General features: G+C 44.9%; 11 protein-coding genes. 9 read left to right on the top strand and 2 right to left on the bottom strand.

Translation table 11 applies throughout. From position 1 onward, the window contains the following. The first annotated feature begins 32 nt into the window (after positions 1-32). The 5 genes from BUC01_RS09980 (at position 33) to porV (ending at position 9,165) form a co-directional block, all read left to right on the top strand. Entirely contained in the window at positions 33-2,522 is a 2,490-nt protein-coding gene (locus BUC01_RS09980) for a DUF5686 and carboxypeptidase regulatory-like domain-containing protein (protein ID WP_073313597.1), read from the top strand. Between the two features lie 98 nt (positions 2,523-2,620). Further along, positions 2,621-3,283, top strand: coding sequence for a redox-sensing transcriptional repressor Rex (locus BUC01_RS09975; protein ID WP_025835289.1), 663 nt, complete (start codon positions 2,621-2,623; stop codon positions 3,281-3,283). Then, positions 3,283-3,900 carry a fumarylacetoacetate hydrolase family protein gene (locus tag BUC01_RS09970; protein ID WP_025835291.1) on the top strand — a complete coding sequence of 206 codons (618 nt, stop codon included), beginning with the start codon at positions 3,283-3,285 and terminating at the stop codon, positions 3,898-3,900. The genes BUC01_RS09975 and BUC01_RS09970 overlap by 1 nt, the downstream gene beginning before the upstream one ends. Positions 3,901-3,916: 16 nt before the next feature. After that, a complete protein-coding gene (porU, locus tag BUC01_RS09965; RefSeq protein ID WP_073313594.1) occupies positions 3,917-7,786 on the top strand; it encodes a type IX secretion system sortase PorU in 3,870 nt (1,289 codons plus the stop codon). A 209-nt stretch (positions 7,787-7,995) separates the two neighbouring features. Further along, entirely contained in the window at positions 7,996-9,165 is a 1,170-nt protein-coding gene (porV, locus tag BUC01_RS09960; protein ID WP_025833407.1) for a type IX secretion system outer membrane channel protein PorV, read from the top strand. Between the two features lie 3 nt (positions 9,166-9,168). On the opposite strand, the gene BUC01_RS09955 is transcribed toward porV, so the two are convergent. Then, positions 9,169-10,614: a retropepsin-like aspartic protease gene (locus tag BUC01_RS09955; protein ID WP_025833408.1), complete on the bottom strand. Its 1,446-nt coding sequence runs from the start codon at positions 10,612-10,614 to the stop codon at positions 9,169-9,171. A gap of 183 nt (positions 10,615-10,797) precedes the next feature. On the opposite strand from BUC01_RS09955, the gene ispF reads away from it, so the two are divergent. The 4 genes from ispF (at position 10,798) to BUC01_RS09935 (ending at position 14,127) form a co-directional block, all read left to right on the top strand. Further along, the gene (gene ispF / locus BUC01_RS09950; RefSeq protein WP_025833410.1) at positions 10,798-11,277 is read left to right on the top strand and encodes a 2-C-methyl-D-erythritol 2,4-cyclodiphosphate synthase; all 480 of its coding nucleotides are present in this window, start codon (positions 10,798-10,800) and stop codon (positions 11,275-11,277) included. A gap of 58 nt (positions 11,278-11,335) precedes the next feature. Further along, positions 11,336-12,352, top strand: a complete 1,017-nt coding sequence (locus BUC01_RS09945) for a metallophosphoesterase family protein (protein ID WP_073313656.1) — start codon at positions 11,336-11,338, stop codon at positions 12,350-12,352. A 342-nt stretch (positions 12,353-12,694) separates the two neighbouring features. Continuing rightward, on the top strand, positions 12,695-13,264 hold the full coding sequence (locus BUC01_RS09940; RefSeq protein WP_073313591.1) for a type IV toxin-antitoxin system AbiEi family antitoxin domain-containing protein: 570 nt from the start codon (positions 12,695-12,697) through the stop codon (positions 13,262-13,264). Further along, positions 13,255-14,127 carry a nucleotidyl transferase AbiEii/AbiGii toxin family protein gene (locus BUC01_RS09935; RefSeq protein ID WP_073313588.1) on the top strand — a complete coding sequence of 291 codons (873 nt, stop codon included), beginning with the start codon at positions 13,255-13,257 and terminating at the stop codon, positions 14,125-14,127. The genes BUC01_RS09940 and BUC01_RS09935 overlap by 10 nt, the downstream gene beginning before the upstream one ends. Before the next feature lie 96 nt (positions 14,128-14,223). On the opposite strand, the gene BUC01_RS09930 is transcribed toward BUC01_RS09935, so the two are convergent. After that, entirely contained in the window at positions 14,224-16,260 is a 2,037-nt protein-coding gene (locus BUC01_RS09930) for a WG repeat-containing protein (RefSeq protein ID WP_081795826.1), read from the bottom strand. Between the last annotated feature and the right edge of the window lie 528 nt (positions 16,261-16,788).

Below are 16,788 nucleotides of genomic sequence, written 5' to 3'. Positions count from 1 at the left end.
GAAAATGCTAATTAACTTCAAATGCACGAAACATGAAAAGATTTGCCGGGTTATTTTTATTGCTTTTTGCCACTATACTATCTTTTGCACAATCTTTCAAGGGTACTGTTACGGACAATAGCGGGAATCCGGTTCCGTATGCCGCCCTCTATCTGAGAGAGACTAAATCGGGGTTGACCACTGATGAACATGGGCGCTTTCAGACCCGATTGCCTGCCGGGCAATATACCTGTGAGGTATCTTCTTTAGGATTCGTATCCCAGACCTTTGCTTTCCAAATGCCCAATCGCGACTATGAGAAAGATATAGTACTTGCCGAGCGCACTTACAGCCTGCCGGAAGTAAGTATCACCAAAGGGAATGAAGACCCCGCCTATGCCGTGATGCGTAGAGCGATAGCGCGTGCTCCTTATTATCGTACGCAGATAAAAAGTTATACTGCCGGCACGTATTTGAAAGGAACGGGTAAGGGCACCTCCATTCCCGCTGTCCTGAAGTTGTCCAAAGAAGTGCGGAAAGGCGCGAAGGAGTGGCTTGGAAAACTGTTTGTTTTGGAGCAACAACAGATTGTGAATTTTACTGCTCCCAATATCTGGAATAATAAAGTATTAGCCAATAGGAATTCGTTTCCCGAAGAAATACAGGTGGATATGGGCATCACCACAGTTAATCTTTATACACCCGAGCTTTTCGGCAAAGTCTCTCCTTTAAATAAAAACGCTTTTTCGTACTACCGCTTCCGGCTTGACGGTTGCTTCGTGGAAGAAGGGCAGATGATTAATAAGATACGTGTGATTCCAAGAAAAGACGACAACCGTTTGCTGGAAGGAGACTTGTTTATTGTAGAAGACCTGTGGTGCCTATCGGCTGCCGATGTCAATGTACGTGATACCGGATTGAAAGCAAAGATTAAGATTACCTGCAAGGAGATACAGCCTTCTGTCTTTCTGCCCGTTTCCATCAATACATCTTCTGACATAGATATTATGGGGTTCAAGGCGGAAGCATCTTACCTGGCGGCGATACACTATAAAGAGGTGAAGACAGAGCTTTCACCGGAAACAAGTACGGATAAGACCGTGAAGACCGTAACGGCAGGCACAGTGGCGCAACCCAAGAAACATAAATATGAGCGTCCGGCACGAATCGGGCGTAAGGATACCCAGGTCGATTCGCTTGCCGACAAGAGGGATTCCCTTTATTGGACGGCTATCCGCAGTGTACCGTTGCGGTTGGAGGAGGTGCAAAGCTATCAGTATAAGGAAGAAAAGATTGCTTTGAAAGAATCGTCACCCCAGGATAAGTCCGATAAGAAAACAGCTGTCGGGCAAGTGCTGAATACGATGATGTGGGGAAAAACTTTCAGGACTTCCAATAAGAATGCCTGGCTAACTTTACCCGGTCTTTCCTCTTATATTCCTGAATATAACTTTGTGGATGGTTTCTGGTTGGGAGCCAAGTTGAAGACCGGGGTGAAGCTGTCTGAATCGTCTACCCTCCGTTTCGTTCCCTCCTTTTACTATACCACTGCACGGAAGAATTGGGTAGGGCAAGGAGAATTGACTTTGGAGTACGCTCCCCGTAACAGAGGTTATTTATCCCTTTCAGGCGGAATCCTCTCTGCCGATTATAATTCGGAAAGCGGAGAGTCGCGTATGATAAATGCGATGTCCAGCTCATTGTTCGGGCACAACCATCTGAAACTTTATGAAAATACTTTCTTTACTGTGGACCATGCGATAGAACCTTTCAACGGCTTGCTCTTTTCATCCTCACTCTCCTGGCAACGCAGGAAGATGCTGGATAATCACATCAGGCATAGTTGGTTTAAGAGGGATGCCGAACCGAACATTCCCGAAAACAGCAAATTCCGTCCCATGCCGGAGAATGATATTCTGAAAGCTTCTTTTGAATTGGAATATACCCCGGCACATTACTACCATATGTCCAGAGGCAAGAAAATATATGAAGCTTCCCGTTATCCGACTTTCGCTTTGAAATACGACCGGGCATTTCCGGTGGATGGAAGCCGCTATCTGACTTCTTACCATCTGATGCAATTCTCGGCTAAACAAAATATCGGGTTCGGCATGTTCAATCGTCTGCGCTGGTCGGTAAATGCCGGTACATTCTGGGGGGTGGAGAATCTGCAATTCCCCGACTTCAAACATTTCGCCTCCACCTGTATTTGGGTTACGGAACGTTCTTTCGATAGCGGATTCAGTTTGCTGGATAATTATGCTTTATCCACCAATACCCGTTGGGCGCAGGCAAACGTCTCCTGGTACACCCCGTACCTGCTTCTGAAGCACCTTCCTTTTCTGTCAAGAAAACCTTTTGATGAAGCCTTGCATCTCCGCTCTATCGTGATATACGGGCAACGGCCTTACACGGAACTGGGATATTCGGTCGGGCTTTCTGATAGGGCGCGGATAGGTGTGTTTGCCGGTTTCGATTGCCTGAAATACCATTCGGCAGGAGTTTCCATCAGTCTGCCCTTATCTCTGATTGCAGGTGAATAACACTTTTGTAGAAATTATGTTAACTTTCTTCTGTATGACTGTTCATTTTCGGAAAAAAGCGTATTTTTGTCAATCCGTAACCTAAAGAAATGAAGAAAATGACCACGAACCAGGCAATTCAATATAAGGATAGCATGAAAGTGCCGGAGCCTACTTTGCGCAGGTTGCCGTGGTACTTGTCGAATGTCAAGTTGCTCAAACAACGGGGCGAACGGTTTGTCTCTTCTACACAAATATCCAAAGAAATCAATATAGATGCTTCTCAGATAGCTAAAGACCTGTCATACGTGAATATTTCCGGGCGTACGCGTGTAGGCTATGAAGTCGATACGCTGATTGCCGTGCTGGAAGACTTTCTGGGATTTACCGATATGCATAAGGCATTCCTTTTCGGAGTGGGTAGCTTGGGGGGCGCTCTGTTGCGTGACTCCGGTTTGAAGCATTTCGGACTGGAGATTGTGGCGGCGTTTGATGTCAATCCCGAATTGGTGGGCACTACACTGAATGGTATTCCCATTTTCCACTCTGACGACTTTGAACGGAAGATGCGCGAATATGATGTGAATATCGGTGTGCTGACTGTTCCCATCGAGATAGCCCAGCAGATTACGGACACAATGATAACGGGAGGCATCAAGGCTGTGTGGAACTTTACCCCGTTCCGCATCCGTGTGCCGGAAAATATCGTTGTTCAGAATACTTCTCTATATGCTCATTTGGCGGTGATGTTCAACCGTCTGAATTTTAACGAAATCAAATAATGAAGATTATTGCTGTTGGAATGAACTATGCACTGCACAATAAAGAGCTGGGGCATACGTTAGTAAATAAAGAGCCGGTTATCTTCATGAAGCCCGACTCGGCGATATTGAAAGACGGAAAGCCTTTCTTTATTCCCGATTTCTCGGATGAGGTTCATTATGAAACAGAAGTGGTGGTACGCATCTGCCGTTTGGGAAAGAATATTGCACCGCGGTTTGCAAGCCGTTATTATGATGCGGTGACAGTAGGCATCGACTTTACAGCGCGCGATTTGCAACGCAAGTTCCGCGAGGCGGGCAATCCCTGGGAACTCTGCAAAGGGTTCGACAATTCGGCGGCTATCGGTACCTTTGTTCCTTTGGAACAGGCAGGAGGCGATGTGCAGCAACTTGATTTCCGTCTGGACATAGACGGACAGGAAGTGCAGCACGGAAATACCTCGGACATGCTTTTCAAGGTGGACGAGATTATAGCATACGTCAGCCGCTTCATGACGCTGAAAATAGGCGACCTGTTGTTTACGGGGACTCCCGCGGGCGTAGGTCAGGTACAGATAGGACAGCATTTACAAGGATACCTCGGAGAAGATAAGTTGCTCGACTTTTATATTCGTTGAGTCAATTTATTAGTATATGTCTATCAAACGTTGCTGGTTGCTTTGTTGCTTTATCGCTCTCTTTCTACCGGTTTCGGCGCAAGAATTTGTTACGCTGAACTGGCAGGAATTGCCGTCTGCACAAACGCTTCCCGTAGTGACGCGCGAACTTCCGCTGAAGGATGATTTTCGTTCTTTCACCTATCAGGTAGAAATAGAGTTTCCGGAATACCAGAAGTTAAGTAAGAGTGAGGCTGCCGCTTTGGAGGTGCGGTTGGATAGTTTGCGCCGGCTTCCGGATGAAGATATAGCTTTTAGGGAAGGTCTGCCGGTATCTCCGCAGGTTACTTCGTTCATCAAAGTCTCCGCACACCGTGGCTTTCTCTCCGTAAATTTAGTTCCTGTGGTCTATCGTGAGGGTAGTTATCAACGGCTGAACTCCTTTAAGTTATCGGTGAAACCTTTTCCAAAGAAAGAGGGAATGGGAGAGGGGACACTCACCCGAAACACAGCAATCCCTTCAGTTGAAACTTCTTTGGAGGGGTACGCTTCTCTGAGTAATTATACTTCTCTGAAAGACTGTACGAATTCACTTCTTTCTTCCGGCCGTTGGACAAAAATACGTGTCCGGACCACCGGAGTCTTTAAGATTACGGATGCTGAGTTACGGAAGATGGGTTTTTCAAGACCGGAGAAAGTCCGGGTGTTCGGGTATGGCGGTTATTTGCTGTCCCAACGTTTCAGTGAACATCCGGCGGCCGATTTGCCCGAAGTTCCCTTGCTGCGTTTGTCGGACGGTGTGCTGTTTTATGCCCGTGGCACTGTTTCCTGGAAGCCCGATACCCAAAACACTTATTTTGTCCGCGAGCGTAACTTCTACTCCGACGAGGGATATTATTTCCTGACCGACCGGGATGATATTCCGGAAATGGAACCCGAAGTGACAGCCTCTTTGCAAGGCACTGCTGCCAACCGGTTGACTACATTCAACTCATACGCCCTTTATGAGAAAGATGCATTCAGCTGGGCCAATACCGGCCGGGAACTTTACGAAGACTACGACTATGTTGCCGGAAATACGAAGAACTATACCTTGAATTTACCGGGTATTGTCCCCGGAGGGGCTGGTTGGCTGACTACCACATTTACCGCCCGTTCCATCGAAGTGGCTACCTCTTATTCGGTTTCGGTGGATGGGGTGATGCAAGGCAATGCCCCGTTAGCATCTATCTCATCCGATAACCAGTATTATACGAGAGCCACTTCCGCCACTATAAATACCTCTTGGCAGGGAACTAATTCGGGAACTGCCGTAGTAACCGTTACCCATAGCCGCCCGTCAGGAACATCGGGCCGTCTTGATTATATAGCCTTGAACTATACCCGCGAACTTAGGCTGAACGCCCCTTATCTTACTTTCCGTTCTCTGGCTTCTATCGACAAGGAAACCACATTCGTACTTTCCGGTGCTACCGCTTCCACCGTTATCTGGGATGTGACCGACCCTGCGAATATCAGTAGGATAGAAGGACATTTTGCGGATGCCGCCTATACATTCACCATCCCTGCGGGAAAACTGCGTGAGTTTGTGGCTGTCACTCCCGAAGCGACGGGGTTTGAAACTGTAGAATCCGTTGGCGGCATTGCCAACCAGAATCTGCATTCTCTGGAAGCTACCGATATGATTATCATTTCCCCCGACCGGACTGACCTGATGACACAGGCGGAGAGACTGGCGCAGGCGCATCGTGAAAAGGACGGATTGTCGGTTGTCGTCATTCCTGCCCCGCAAATCTACAATGAATTTTCTTCCGGAACACCGGATGGGACAGCCTACCGCCGCCTGATGAAGATGCTCTACGACCGTTTTCCGACGGCTGCCGAACGTCCTAAGTATCTGTTGTTCTTTGGAGATTGCAGCTATGACAACCGTATGCTGACATCCTCTTGGAAGAACTACCGCCCAGACCATTATCTGCTCTCCTATCAGTCGGAGAACTCTATTGAAGAAACCGGTTCATACGTGACTGATGATTATTTCGGCTTTTTGGATGATGAAGAAGGTGATAACCTGACGGCTGCCATGCTGGATATCGGCATCGGACGTTTCCCTGTCCGCACGGCTGCCGAGGCGAAAGCGGCTGTCGATAAGACTATCGCTTATATGGAAAATAAACATGCAGGGCCCTGGAAGCATACTGTTTGCTATGTATCGGATGACGGAGATAAGAATCTGCACATATCCCAATCCGAGATACTCGCAAGTTATACTGAACGGAATTATCCTTCCTTGCTTGTCAACCGGATTTATGCCGATGCCTTCCGCCGTGAGGCTTCCGCCACGGGAGAAACGTATCCTGATGCAACGAAACGTCTTTTGCAAATGTTCGACAAAGGAATGTTGGTAGTCAACTACACGGGGCATGGAAGCACCTCTGCCTGGGCGGCGGAGAACTTATTAACTGTCAACGACATCACTAAAATGTCGTCTCCGCGCCTTCCTCTGTGGATAACGGCAACCTGTGACTTCACCCGTTTTGACGATATACAGACTTCGGCGGGCGAACAGGCTTTTCTGAATCCCAAAGGTGGTGCCATTGCCTTGCTCACTACCTCCCGTGTGGTATATGCTTCGCAAAACTCCTCTCTGAACCAGGCCTTTCTTCGCCATATTTTTTCCCGTCCAGAGGGGAAGCGCCTTCGGTTGGGAGACATCATGCGCCTGTCTAAATGTGACGAGGCCTTGGCAAACGACAAGAATAAGCTGAACTTTGCCCTTATCGGCGACCCTGCCCTGACATTGGCATATCCCGATTATCAGGTACAAATAGATGAATTCGCAGGAGTGAATGTATCAGAAGAAGGCGCTGTCTATCCGCAGGTGAAAGCCGGCAGCAAGATTACCGTCAAAGGACATATCCTGACTCCTGAAGGTAATCCGGCAGAGGATTTTACCGGTACGGTGCATCCTACCGTGCTCGACAGTAAAGAACAGGTTACCACTCTCGACAACCGTGGCGAAGGAGCTTACACTTATACGGAGCGCAGTAAAACTCTTTTCTCCGGCAGTGACTCTGTTCGCCAAGGCCGGTTTGAATTTACTTTCCCCGTACCGCTGGACATCAATTATTCGGATGAAGAAGGTTTGTTGAGCCTTTATGCACTGAGCGCAAACCAGACTAATGAAGCGGGGGGATATTTCGACCGCTTCCTGGTAGGAGGCACGGCCGATGAGATTTCTTCGGATACTTTAGGACCCAAGATGACTATTTATCTGAATACTCCGGATTTCCACTCCGGAGGACAAACTAATCATACGCCTCTGTTTGTGGCGGAATTGGAAGATGCTGACGGCATCAATACGGTGGGCAACGGTATCGGGCACGACCTTTCGCTCTGTATTGACGGTAGTGCTGTGCTGACTTATAACCTGAATGATTACTATACCCCCACAGCTGGAGATTATACCCGCGGGGCGGTGTACTTCTCTGTGCCCGACCTTACTGAAGGAAAGCATACCCTTTCATTCCGTGCCTGGGATTTGCTGAATAACTCTTCAACAAAGACGCTGGATTTTGAAGTGGTTCGCGGATTGCGGCCCAATCTTTTCTCCGTGATTTGTACGCAGAGTCCTGCAAGGGAGAGCACAACGTTTGTTCTCTCGCACAATCGTCCCGGTTCTACGCTTGCTGTGCGTATGTCGGTTTATGATTTTTCCGGTCGGGAATTGTGGACACACCTTGAACAGGGCATATCCGACGGACAGACTTATTACGTAGAATGGGATTTATGCAGCAATGGCGGACAACGTCTGGCACCCGGTGTATATTTGTACCGTGCTTCCATTGTCTCCGATGGCAGCCGTGAAAGTACGAAAGCGCAGAAAATCATTATCCTGTCACAATAAATGAGGCTGTTTACAGTTTTATTAGTATTGCAGACCGAAAGTACTTAAAGCAATGCTAAGTACATCAGCATGATAAACTATACTATCTGTCATTCTGAGCGTAGTCGAAGAATCTCCTCCCTATGCATGCAAAAAGATGAGATCCTTCGGTTACGCTCCCTTAGATGACAGATACCGATAATATAAAATAAATAAGAGAACATATCTATATGAAGAAATTAATCTTACTATCAATCATAATTCTCTTGTCCGTAAGTCTTTCGGCACAAGACAAGAACCAGTTTAACCCTGTCAATACCGGTGTTAATTCTTTAGGTATTGCCCCCGATTCCCGTGGTGGCGGTATGGGAGATGTCGGTGCGGCAACTGATCCGGACGTAAATTCCCAGTATTGGAACCCGGCAAAGTACCCGTTTACGATCAGCCGTGCCGGAGTAGCTGTCTCATATACTCCCTGGTTGCGTAAACTGGTGAATGATATTGACTTGGCATACGTAGCCGGTTATTATCGTATCGGAGATTATCAGGCTGTCAGCGGCTCATTGCGTTATTTCTCTTTGGGAGAAGTACCGGTCAACCAGGGCGAGAATTCTCCGGGCTATACTATTAAACCCTATGAAATGGCGGTGGACGTAGCTTACTCCCGTATGCTGTCCGAACATTTCTCTGCGGCTGTTGCATTGCGCTACATCTATTCTGACCTGGCATATAGAGAGGATGAAGACGTCTCCGCCGGTTCTGCATTTGCTGCTGATATTGCGTTCTATTATACTAATTATATCATTCTCGCGCAACGCGAGTGTATGCTTTCTTTCGGGTTGAACGCCTCCAATATAGGAACAAAGATTTCATACGATAGCGGCAATACCAGTCAGTTCCTGCCTACCAACCTGCGTTTGGGAGCTTCTTTGCTGTTTCCGATAGATGATTACAATACGATTGGAGTCAGTTTTGATGCTAATAAATACATGGTTCCCACCCGTCCCATCCGTGGAGAAGAGGAGTCGCAGGAGGAGTATGAAGAGCGTCTGGATCGTGACTACAATGATATTTCGCCTATTAAAGGTATCTTTAAATCTTTCAGTGACGCTCCCGGTGGTTTCAAGGAAGAATTGCAGGAGATACAGTGGTCGTTGGGATTGGAATATACCTATCATGAACAGTTCTCCGTTCGTGGCGGCTATCACTGGGAACATGAGAATAAAGGAAACCGCAAGTACTTCTCGTTCGGTGCAGGATTCAAGATGAGCGTGTTCTCGCTGGATGCCGCTTATCTGGTGTCTACGGCACAGAGCAATCCGCTCGACCAGACACTTCGCTTTACGTTAGGTTTCGACCTTGACGGGATTAAGGATTTGTTCGGGCGTCGCAGAAGATGATTTTTAGCGGCGTGAGTTCCACCAGTCCAGATAAAAACCGGTTATTCCTAATAGTACGTCTGTTATTTTCAAATCCTTTTCCGGTATATTCAGATGCAGCTTTTTAGGGTCGTAAATCGTGGCATTGACTCCCTGTGTCCGTGGCGTTGTCTTCACGAACATATCCTTCATGTTCATTGTAACCGTACTGAAACTTCGGAATATATCCATTCCTATAGTTCCATCTCCGGCGAAGTGAACCCCATTTTGTTCAGGTGTCGCCACTACGCTGAGGCTATCTGTACATCCCATATATTCGCCTATCTGGAAGCATGCGCCCGGCAGTTTGTAAATGCAGACCCGTGCTGTGCCGCCGAAGCCGCCAAGTCCCATTGAATCTCTCTCGGCTATCCGTTCGATGCGGTCTTTATGCTGTTCAAAGTAGTCGTAATTCAACTGGCTGAGACCGGAACCGCTGTCGAAGTTCATCCGTAGTAATTCATGGTCATATACTACTTCAAGGTCAAGGATGCCTTTTCCCGTAAAGCAGATGTTCGGGGCAAATCCCGGTGCGGGAGTCAGGTCTTTGGGAATTGTCAGCCGGTTGGTGCGGAAATCGAGTTTTATTTCTTGAAGTCGATTGAGGATAGGCAGCCCGATGATGGCTTCCAGATGTTTCATGTAGCGGTCCGCCTTTTTATCCCCGGTTTTCATATCCAGCACATAGAAAGGTACGTTTCGCATCACGAGAGAGCCTATCTTTATCTCTTCGGCAATGGCGAATTGTCCGCTTCCGGTACGTACTCCGCTTGCTGTGATTTCCACATCCAGTATCTTCATTCCGCAGGCTTTGGCTACTTCGGGGGTGACTACATTGACACCTGCGCCCGTATCTAATGTGAAGTTCTGTTCTTTTCCATTCACAGTTCCTTCCAAAGTTATGGCGGTGGCTCCCGAACCGCTTTTGCCTATGCTGTCTATGCGGATAGGCAGTACTAAATCCATATCCGGTTTTTCCCATTGGTATAAGGCATAGCCGGACAAAACACGATATTCTTTTTCTTTTCTCCGGTATACTGTCAGGAAAGCACTGTCCACTTGCCCTGTCAGTTGGTCACAGAAACGTTTCAGTGTTTCGGCGGCCTGGTCGTTTGCCCCCAGCTTGCTTAGGTTTTCGGCAAGGAAGTAAACCATAGAAGCTGTATTTTCAAATCCCATATTCTCCTGTTGTTCGGCCAGTAAGTTGCCGATGGCTTCGCAGGCTGCTTCGGGACGGTTGAAGAAGTTATATAGCAATACTTGTCCAAAATCGCACAGGAAAGGATTCAGAGAGTCTTTGTTAACGGCGAATTCCCGTTGCAGTTCAAACCAGTTCTCCTGATTCATGTAGCTTGCTACCCGGTCGTTGGCGGTCTGGCCGAATGCGCTGAGGCTTGTGCAGATAACTGCGGCGAGAAATAGCTTTTTCATGTCTGTGGGTATTAGTGGATTGTATGATTTCTCAAATATACGAAAATTTTCTTGTTGGTAACGTTTAGTAACGCTTAAAAAATAACTTGTCTATTCTTCCACCAAAATAAATATCTTCTCTTGTTACCTCGCTTTTTTTCCGTACTTTCGTGCATTCATCCAATTTAAAACAAGAAAAGCGATATGAAAATACGTGTGGGTTTTGGCTTTGACGTCCATCAGTTGGTGGAGGGGCGCGAACTTTGGTTGGGCGGTATCCGCCTGGAACATGAAAAGGGATTACTCGGACATTCGGATGCCGACGTGCTGATACATGCCATCTGTGATGCCCTGTTGGGAGCTGCCAATATGCGCGATATCGGCTATCACTTTCCCGATACCGCAGGAGAATTCAAGAACATCGACAGCAAGATATTATTAAAGAAAACGGTGGAACTGATAGCAACGAAAGGTTACGCCGTGGGAAACATCGATGCAACCATCTGTGCGGAACGCCCTAAACTGAAACCTCACATTCCCGCCATTCAGCAGACGCTCTCCGAAGTGATGGGAGTGGATGAGGATGATATCTCCATTAAAGCCACCACGACAGAAAAACTTGGCTTTACAGGTCGTGAAGAGGGCATATCAGCCTATGCGACAGTGCTGATTACTAAAGAATAAAAAGATTACCATAATAACTGATTTCAACCTGAATAACTACCTAAAACTAATCATGAACATGAAGAGAATTTCTTTAACCCTTTGTCTGGCTTTTCTTACGGTTCTGTTCTGCCAGGCACAGGTTGCCCCTTTAAAGTTTAACAAGAACGGAGAATTCAAGATCGTTCAGTTCACTGACATTCACTTCCAGTATCACAACCCGGCATCGGCCATTGCTTTGAAGCGCATCAACGAAGTGCTTGATGCCGAACGTCCCGATTTAGTCGTATTTACGGGAGATGTGGTTTATGCCGCACCGGCAGATACGGCGATGCGCACGGTGCTTGCCTGTGCCTCTTCCCGTAAGATTCCGTTTGTGGTGACTTTCGGCAACCACGATAATGAGCAGGGAAAGACGCGTGCTGAATTGTACGACATCATTCGCGCGATGCCTTATAATATCCAGCCCGACCGTGGAGCAGTAGAGTCTCCCGACTATGTTCTTACAGTGAAGTCTTCGGATGGCAAGAAAGATGCGTCCGTACTCTATTGCCTCGATTCTCACTCTTACTCCAAACTGCCGGATGTGAAGGGCTACGACTGGCTTACTTTTGACCAGGTGAACTGGTATCGCCAGCAAAGTGCAGCTTTCACCGCAAAGAATAATGGGAAGCCTTTGCCTGCTTTGGCATTCTTCCATATTCCCCTGCCCGAATATAACCAGGCCGCTTCCGATGAAACCGCAATCCTTTATGGTACGCGGATGGAGAAAGCCTGTGCCCCTGCCATCAATACCGGCATGTTTGCCGCAATGAAAGAAGCCGGTGATGTGATGGGAACTTTTGTCGGACACGACCATGATAATGATTATTCAGTCATGTGGAAAGGTGTCGTGCTGGCTTACGGTCGTTTCACGGGTGGGAATACGGAATACAACCATCTCTCTAACGGTGCCCGCGTGATTGTGCTGAAAGAAGGAGAACGTACCTTTACCTCGTGGATACATCTGAAAGGCGGTGAGATTATTGATAAAACCGTTTATCCGGATAGCTATGTGAAGGATGATTGGCGCAAACGCCCGTTGGTGACGGAATAATAGAAGAATGTATATACGATAATTGAGGCTGAATCAAAATTGAAATAAAGATTTTGATTCAGCCTCTGTGTTTTATACCAATTTCAAGAAGAGGAGATGAGTGAAACCGATAACCCTGAAATCTTTTCTTCAGCTTTTGAATTCATGATAAATATGCACTTAGTCAGCCTTGACAATTTCTTTGCCGATTTGTCTCTGCGTACTGTATTGGGTACTTTAAGTTTAACCGTGTTGATTGTATACCGACATATAGAATAAAGGATTTTTCGCTTTTTACCTTTAAAACATACTGCATATTTGAATATTTGCAGTATATTTGCAAGGAGTAATAATAAGGACAATATGAGCATAGAAGACCAACTGAAAAAAAATGGTTTTGTTTCCACGCAAGGTTTGAGCAACTGGCAGGAACAGCAATTGCAGGCTTCTGTTCGCAAAGGGGAGGCTATGCGACTGAAAAATGGTGTGTATGCCCATATGGATGCATTGGCAGATACGATGGTGGATATTCGCTTGATAATTCCCAATGGCATCCTCTGTCTTTGGTCTGCATGGTCGGCTTACAATCTCACTACTCAGATACCTAATGCTTACTATGTAGCCATTGAACGTAGTCGGAAGGTTGTTCTGCCCGATTATCCCGAGTTCCAACTGATATATCAATCTGACAAATTACTATCTATCGGTGTTACCCAAAAAGAGATACAAGGATACAATGTGCCAATTTTCGATTTGGAACGTTCGGTTTGTGATGCAGTAAAGTATCGTAATAAAGTAGGCATTGATGTGATGGCGGAAATCCTTCAAACTTATATAAAACTACCTAAGAATAATATATCTCGATTGATGGATTACTCCTCTAAGCTCAGAGTCCGCAATACACTTAGCCACTATCTTGAAGCATGGCTATAAGAGAAATACACAATTATGGTCGCTCTGTGAAAGCTAAATTGCTGAATATCTCACGGAGCGAAGGACAACGCTATCAGATGCTCGTTACCCGATACCTCCAAGAACGTCTGTTATATCGTCTATCAATAAGCCGTTTTCACGACCATTTCTTCTTGAAGGGCGGCACACTGCTTTATGCTCACGAGCAACTCTTGGCAAGACCTACATTGGATATTGACTTTATGGGGCATCAAATTGATAGTGACAAGGAAAATGTCAGAAAAGTATTTGCGGAGATTTGCGCTATCTCTTACGAACAAGATGGTGTGATATTCTACGTTGACACATTGCGTACTGACGACATTGCGGTGGAAAAGAAATATCCAGGTGTAAGGCTGACATTGACCGCTTCTATTGATACGATTCGCCAAGACATTTCTATGGATATAGGATTCGGCGATGTGATAACTCCTCGACCTTTAGAATTGGATTATCCAAACTTACTTGACGGCTTTCCCGATACCAACATCATGGCTTATTCTTTGGAAACAGTAGTGGCTGAGAAATTTCAGACTATGATTTCAAGAGCTGAGGTAAATAGCCGCATGAAAGATTTCTATGATCTTTATACAATCTTGCAAGGTGGAAAATGCGACACTGAAATATTAGATGAAGCAATAAAGGCTACATTCAAGAATCGCCAAACCGATTATCAGGGGAATCACGTTGCCTTCAGTTCTGAATTTGCAGAGAACCCCGAATTGAACATCAGATGGAATGCGTTTATGAAGAAACTTATGGTATCAACTCAACTTACTTTTTTCGAAGTGATGAGTTACCTCCAAACTCAACTCAAACCTTATTGGGAAAGATTGAAGCAATAAAGGGGATAATATCTTAATTTTGTCTTATCCCGGATTTACTGATTACTGCTAAATTTCAATTAAATTCGGGATAAGACACTGTTTAAAACCTTATTATTAATATGTAATAGTGGCTGTTTCCCATTTGGATTGTGTAATTGTCACGCCATGCCTTTTGGCATCGTTCCGTATATTACGCATTTGTCTTTGTGCATCTCGGAACGATTTCTTCATTTGCACATAATTGCCGCTATTCGTGCCTTGCATGGCACTTCCGCCTCTATTGCCTTGTTTATCTCGCACTCTAAATCCTGTATTGGTTATAGAATTATAATGTCTTTCGGCTATGCTCTCCCATCTGGAATATTGTGTCTGATAGGAAGATGCATTGTTTGATGACGAGCTGTTGTTGTGTCCACTATAGCCGGATGAATATGAATTATCCGCATTCTGTCCGGCGTAATTGCCTGCCATTTGTCCCAACAAATTGCCGAAACTAGCCAAAGCATCCCAAAAGGTACCGGAGTTACTTTCTTCTGTCTCGATTTCTGTTTGCTCTTGTTGCTGCAATAATTCTTTTTTCGTAAGTTCCATATTATTCTTAGCTGTTGTATTGTTAGGATTCAGATCGAATGCCATTGTAAAGGCTTCGAGGGCTTCTTCCTTGTATCCCATATTATCCAGGCAGACACCGTAATTATTAATAGCCATTCCGTTCTCAGGAGCATTCATAATAATCCGGTAGAAGATTTCTTTAGCCTCGGAGTATCGCTTTTTGTTCATGGCTTCGAGTCCTTCTTTAAACCAAATATCTATAGTTTTGTCTGTTGCACCCTTTTGGTTGTAGACGTAATCTCCATGTCCAAGGGGATTGTACATGTAGCAATAATCATATTTATACCTTGTGGCGATTACTCCTTCGGAGAAAATATTTCCTTTTATTTCAAAATCTTCAGTTTCCCGGAGTATCGTTTTCCCTTGCTTGTTTATAATTCTTTTGTAGCCATCTCCGTCCTTTTCAACTACAGCTAACCCCTCAGAAAAATCGTTTGCATATTTGTAAGTATCTGCAAGACGGTTGCCGGTTGCGGCATTTATGTAATAATAGCCTCCATCCTCTTGGTCAACTTGTATCATACCATCACTGTATGTAAAGTGCTTTCCGGGATATTTCTTTTTTGTCTTGATATTAAAGGCTACTTGCCCGTCATCAATTTCGCAACGATACCAATCACCTACAATCTTGTATAAGAAATTATATTTAGTAGGTATAATCTCTTCTCCTGTCAGAGAATATAAACCATACAGCATTTTCGGTTCATAAGTCACACATAGGATATAATCGTCTTCATATTGAAGGTAACCAGTTTCTATTACTATTTCACCGCTTGCATTTATCAATGCAAGTCCCTTAGATGTAAAGACAATAATGTGATCTTTGATCCAAATATCAAATAAACTTCCTGAATATTGAGGGGCTGTGATAATTGTTCCCGTATCGGCATTTTTGAAGCCGTATTTATCATTTTCTCCTTTAAATATAACAAGCCCTTTACTACTTTTGCTATAAGAAGTGGCGTTTAATTCATTCCCATTTTTATCAAAGTAAAGACGGTTCATTTTATTTTTCGTTTGAGTCTTGCTTATAAAGATATCGCCTTCTTTTCTTATTCCGCCATATATTTTGCCATTTAATATGTTGATGTTGTTGATGAATGGAAAATAGTAAGTGGAAAAATCACCATATGAATTTATAGGGGGTATAACAAGTCTATTGTTAAAGAATATACCTTTATATCCCTCTGTGCTTTCAATGACATACAGTCCTGGGGCTTCTTCGGCTTTTTTTATTCTTTTATATTTAGGTTCCAACAAAAATAATCCGTTTCTGTTTATAATGCCCATTCCGGATTCCGTCTCAACTATAGCTTGCCCATCTTCAAAATCTTCTACGGATTTGAACTTGGCTTCTATAGCAACCTCTCCGGCAGAGTTTATAAAACCGTATAATCCGTTACTGTAAAATTCTGCTAAACCGTCATGAAATTCTCCTGTGCCCTTCACGTCATACAAAGCCCATTTGTATGTATTGTCTGCCATAGTAATGGCGCATGAACATACAATAATCAAAAAAATAAGAGTTCTTTTTATCATAGTAATTAGTGTTTGTATACTCCAGTCCCCAAAGTATGTGTAAAAACACGAAGCGTGGAACTGCAATACCACATCTTAAGCTGAAGGTCCTGAGAAAACCTTTGTGTACAGATACAGAGTATAGCAGCCCACGCTATATGCGTGAGAACCACTATGCTATCCTTGTACACAACTTTGAAAATTTCTCAGGTTTTCAGCTTACAAGACAAGCATAACGCTTCTTGAAAAATCTAATATGTTTCGGATAGAGTTACTTCAATCCATTGACAAAATTAAGTAATTAATTTCTTAATGCAAATGCTTTCTGTTAAAATCCAGAGCAAATGCATCAAAATATTATCTATTGCTATAAAACAGGAAAAAGAGTTTATTCATTTTAGCCTTTTCTTCTTGCTCTTTTACATCCGGACTGTATCATGTCTATATCATCTCCGTATCTTTACGCTTGGATTTATACTTTATTCTGAGCAAAAAAATGTCAGAATACCTCTTTTGCTAACAGAAGCCTTTCCTGAAATCTCCGAAATA

Source organism: Bacteroides stercorirosoris, assembly GCF_900142015.1.
Lineage (GTDB): Bacteria > Bacteroidota > Bacteroidia > Bacteroidales > Bacteroidaceae > Bacteroides > Bacteroides stercorirosoris.
This window is presented reverse-complemented; position numbering and strand designations above follow the sequence as displayed.

Excerpts from the sequence above, each read along its gene's own strand:
- porU (WP_073313594.1), top strand. The coding sequence starts at position 3,917 with ATGTCTATCAAACGTTGCTGGTTGCTTTGTTGCTTTATCGCTCTCTTT.
- BUC01_RS09955 (WP_025833408.1), bottom strand. The coding sequence starts at position 10,614 with ATGAAAAAGCTATTTCTCGCCGCAGTTATCTGCACAAGCCTCAGCGCA.
- ispF (WP_025833410.1), top strand. The coding sequence starts at position 10,798 with ATGAAAATACGTGTGGGTTTTGGCTTTGACGTCCATCAGTTGGTGGAG.
- BUC01_RS09930 (WP_081795826.1), bottom strand. The coding sequence starts at position 16,260 with ATGATAAAAAGAACTCTTATTTTTTTGATTATTGTATGTTCATGCGCC.
- BUC01_RS09935 (WP_073313588.1), top strand. The coding sequence starts at position 13,255 with ATGGCTATAAGAGAAATACACAATTATGGTCGCTCTGTGAAAGCTAAA.
- BUC01_RS09945 (WP_073313656.1), top strand. The coding sequence starts at position 11,336 with ATGAAGAGAATTTCTTTAACCCTTTGTCTGGCTTTTCTTACGGTTCTG.
- BUC01_RS09970 (WP_025835291.1), top strand. The coding sequence starts at position 3,283 with ATGAAGATTATTGCTGTTGGAATGAACTATGCACTGCACAATAAAGAG.
- porV (WP_025833407.1), top strand. The coding sequence starts at position 7,996 with ATGAAGAAATTAATCTTACTATCAATCATAATTCTCTTGTCCGTAAGT.
- BUC01_RS09940 (WP_073313591.1), top strand. The coding sequence starts at position 12,695 with ATGAGCATAGAAGACCAACTGAAAAAAAATGGTTTTGTTTCCACGCAA.
- BUC01_RS09975 (WP_025835289.1), top strand. The coding sequence starts at position 2,621 with ATGACCACGAACCAGGCAATTCAATATAAGGATAGCATGAAAGTGCCG.
- BUC01_RS09980 (WP_073313597.1), top strand. The coding sequence starts at position 33 with ATGAAAAGATTTGCCGGGTTATTTTTATTGCTTTTTGCCACTATACTA.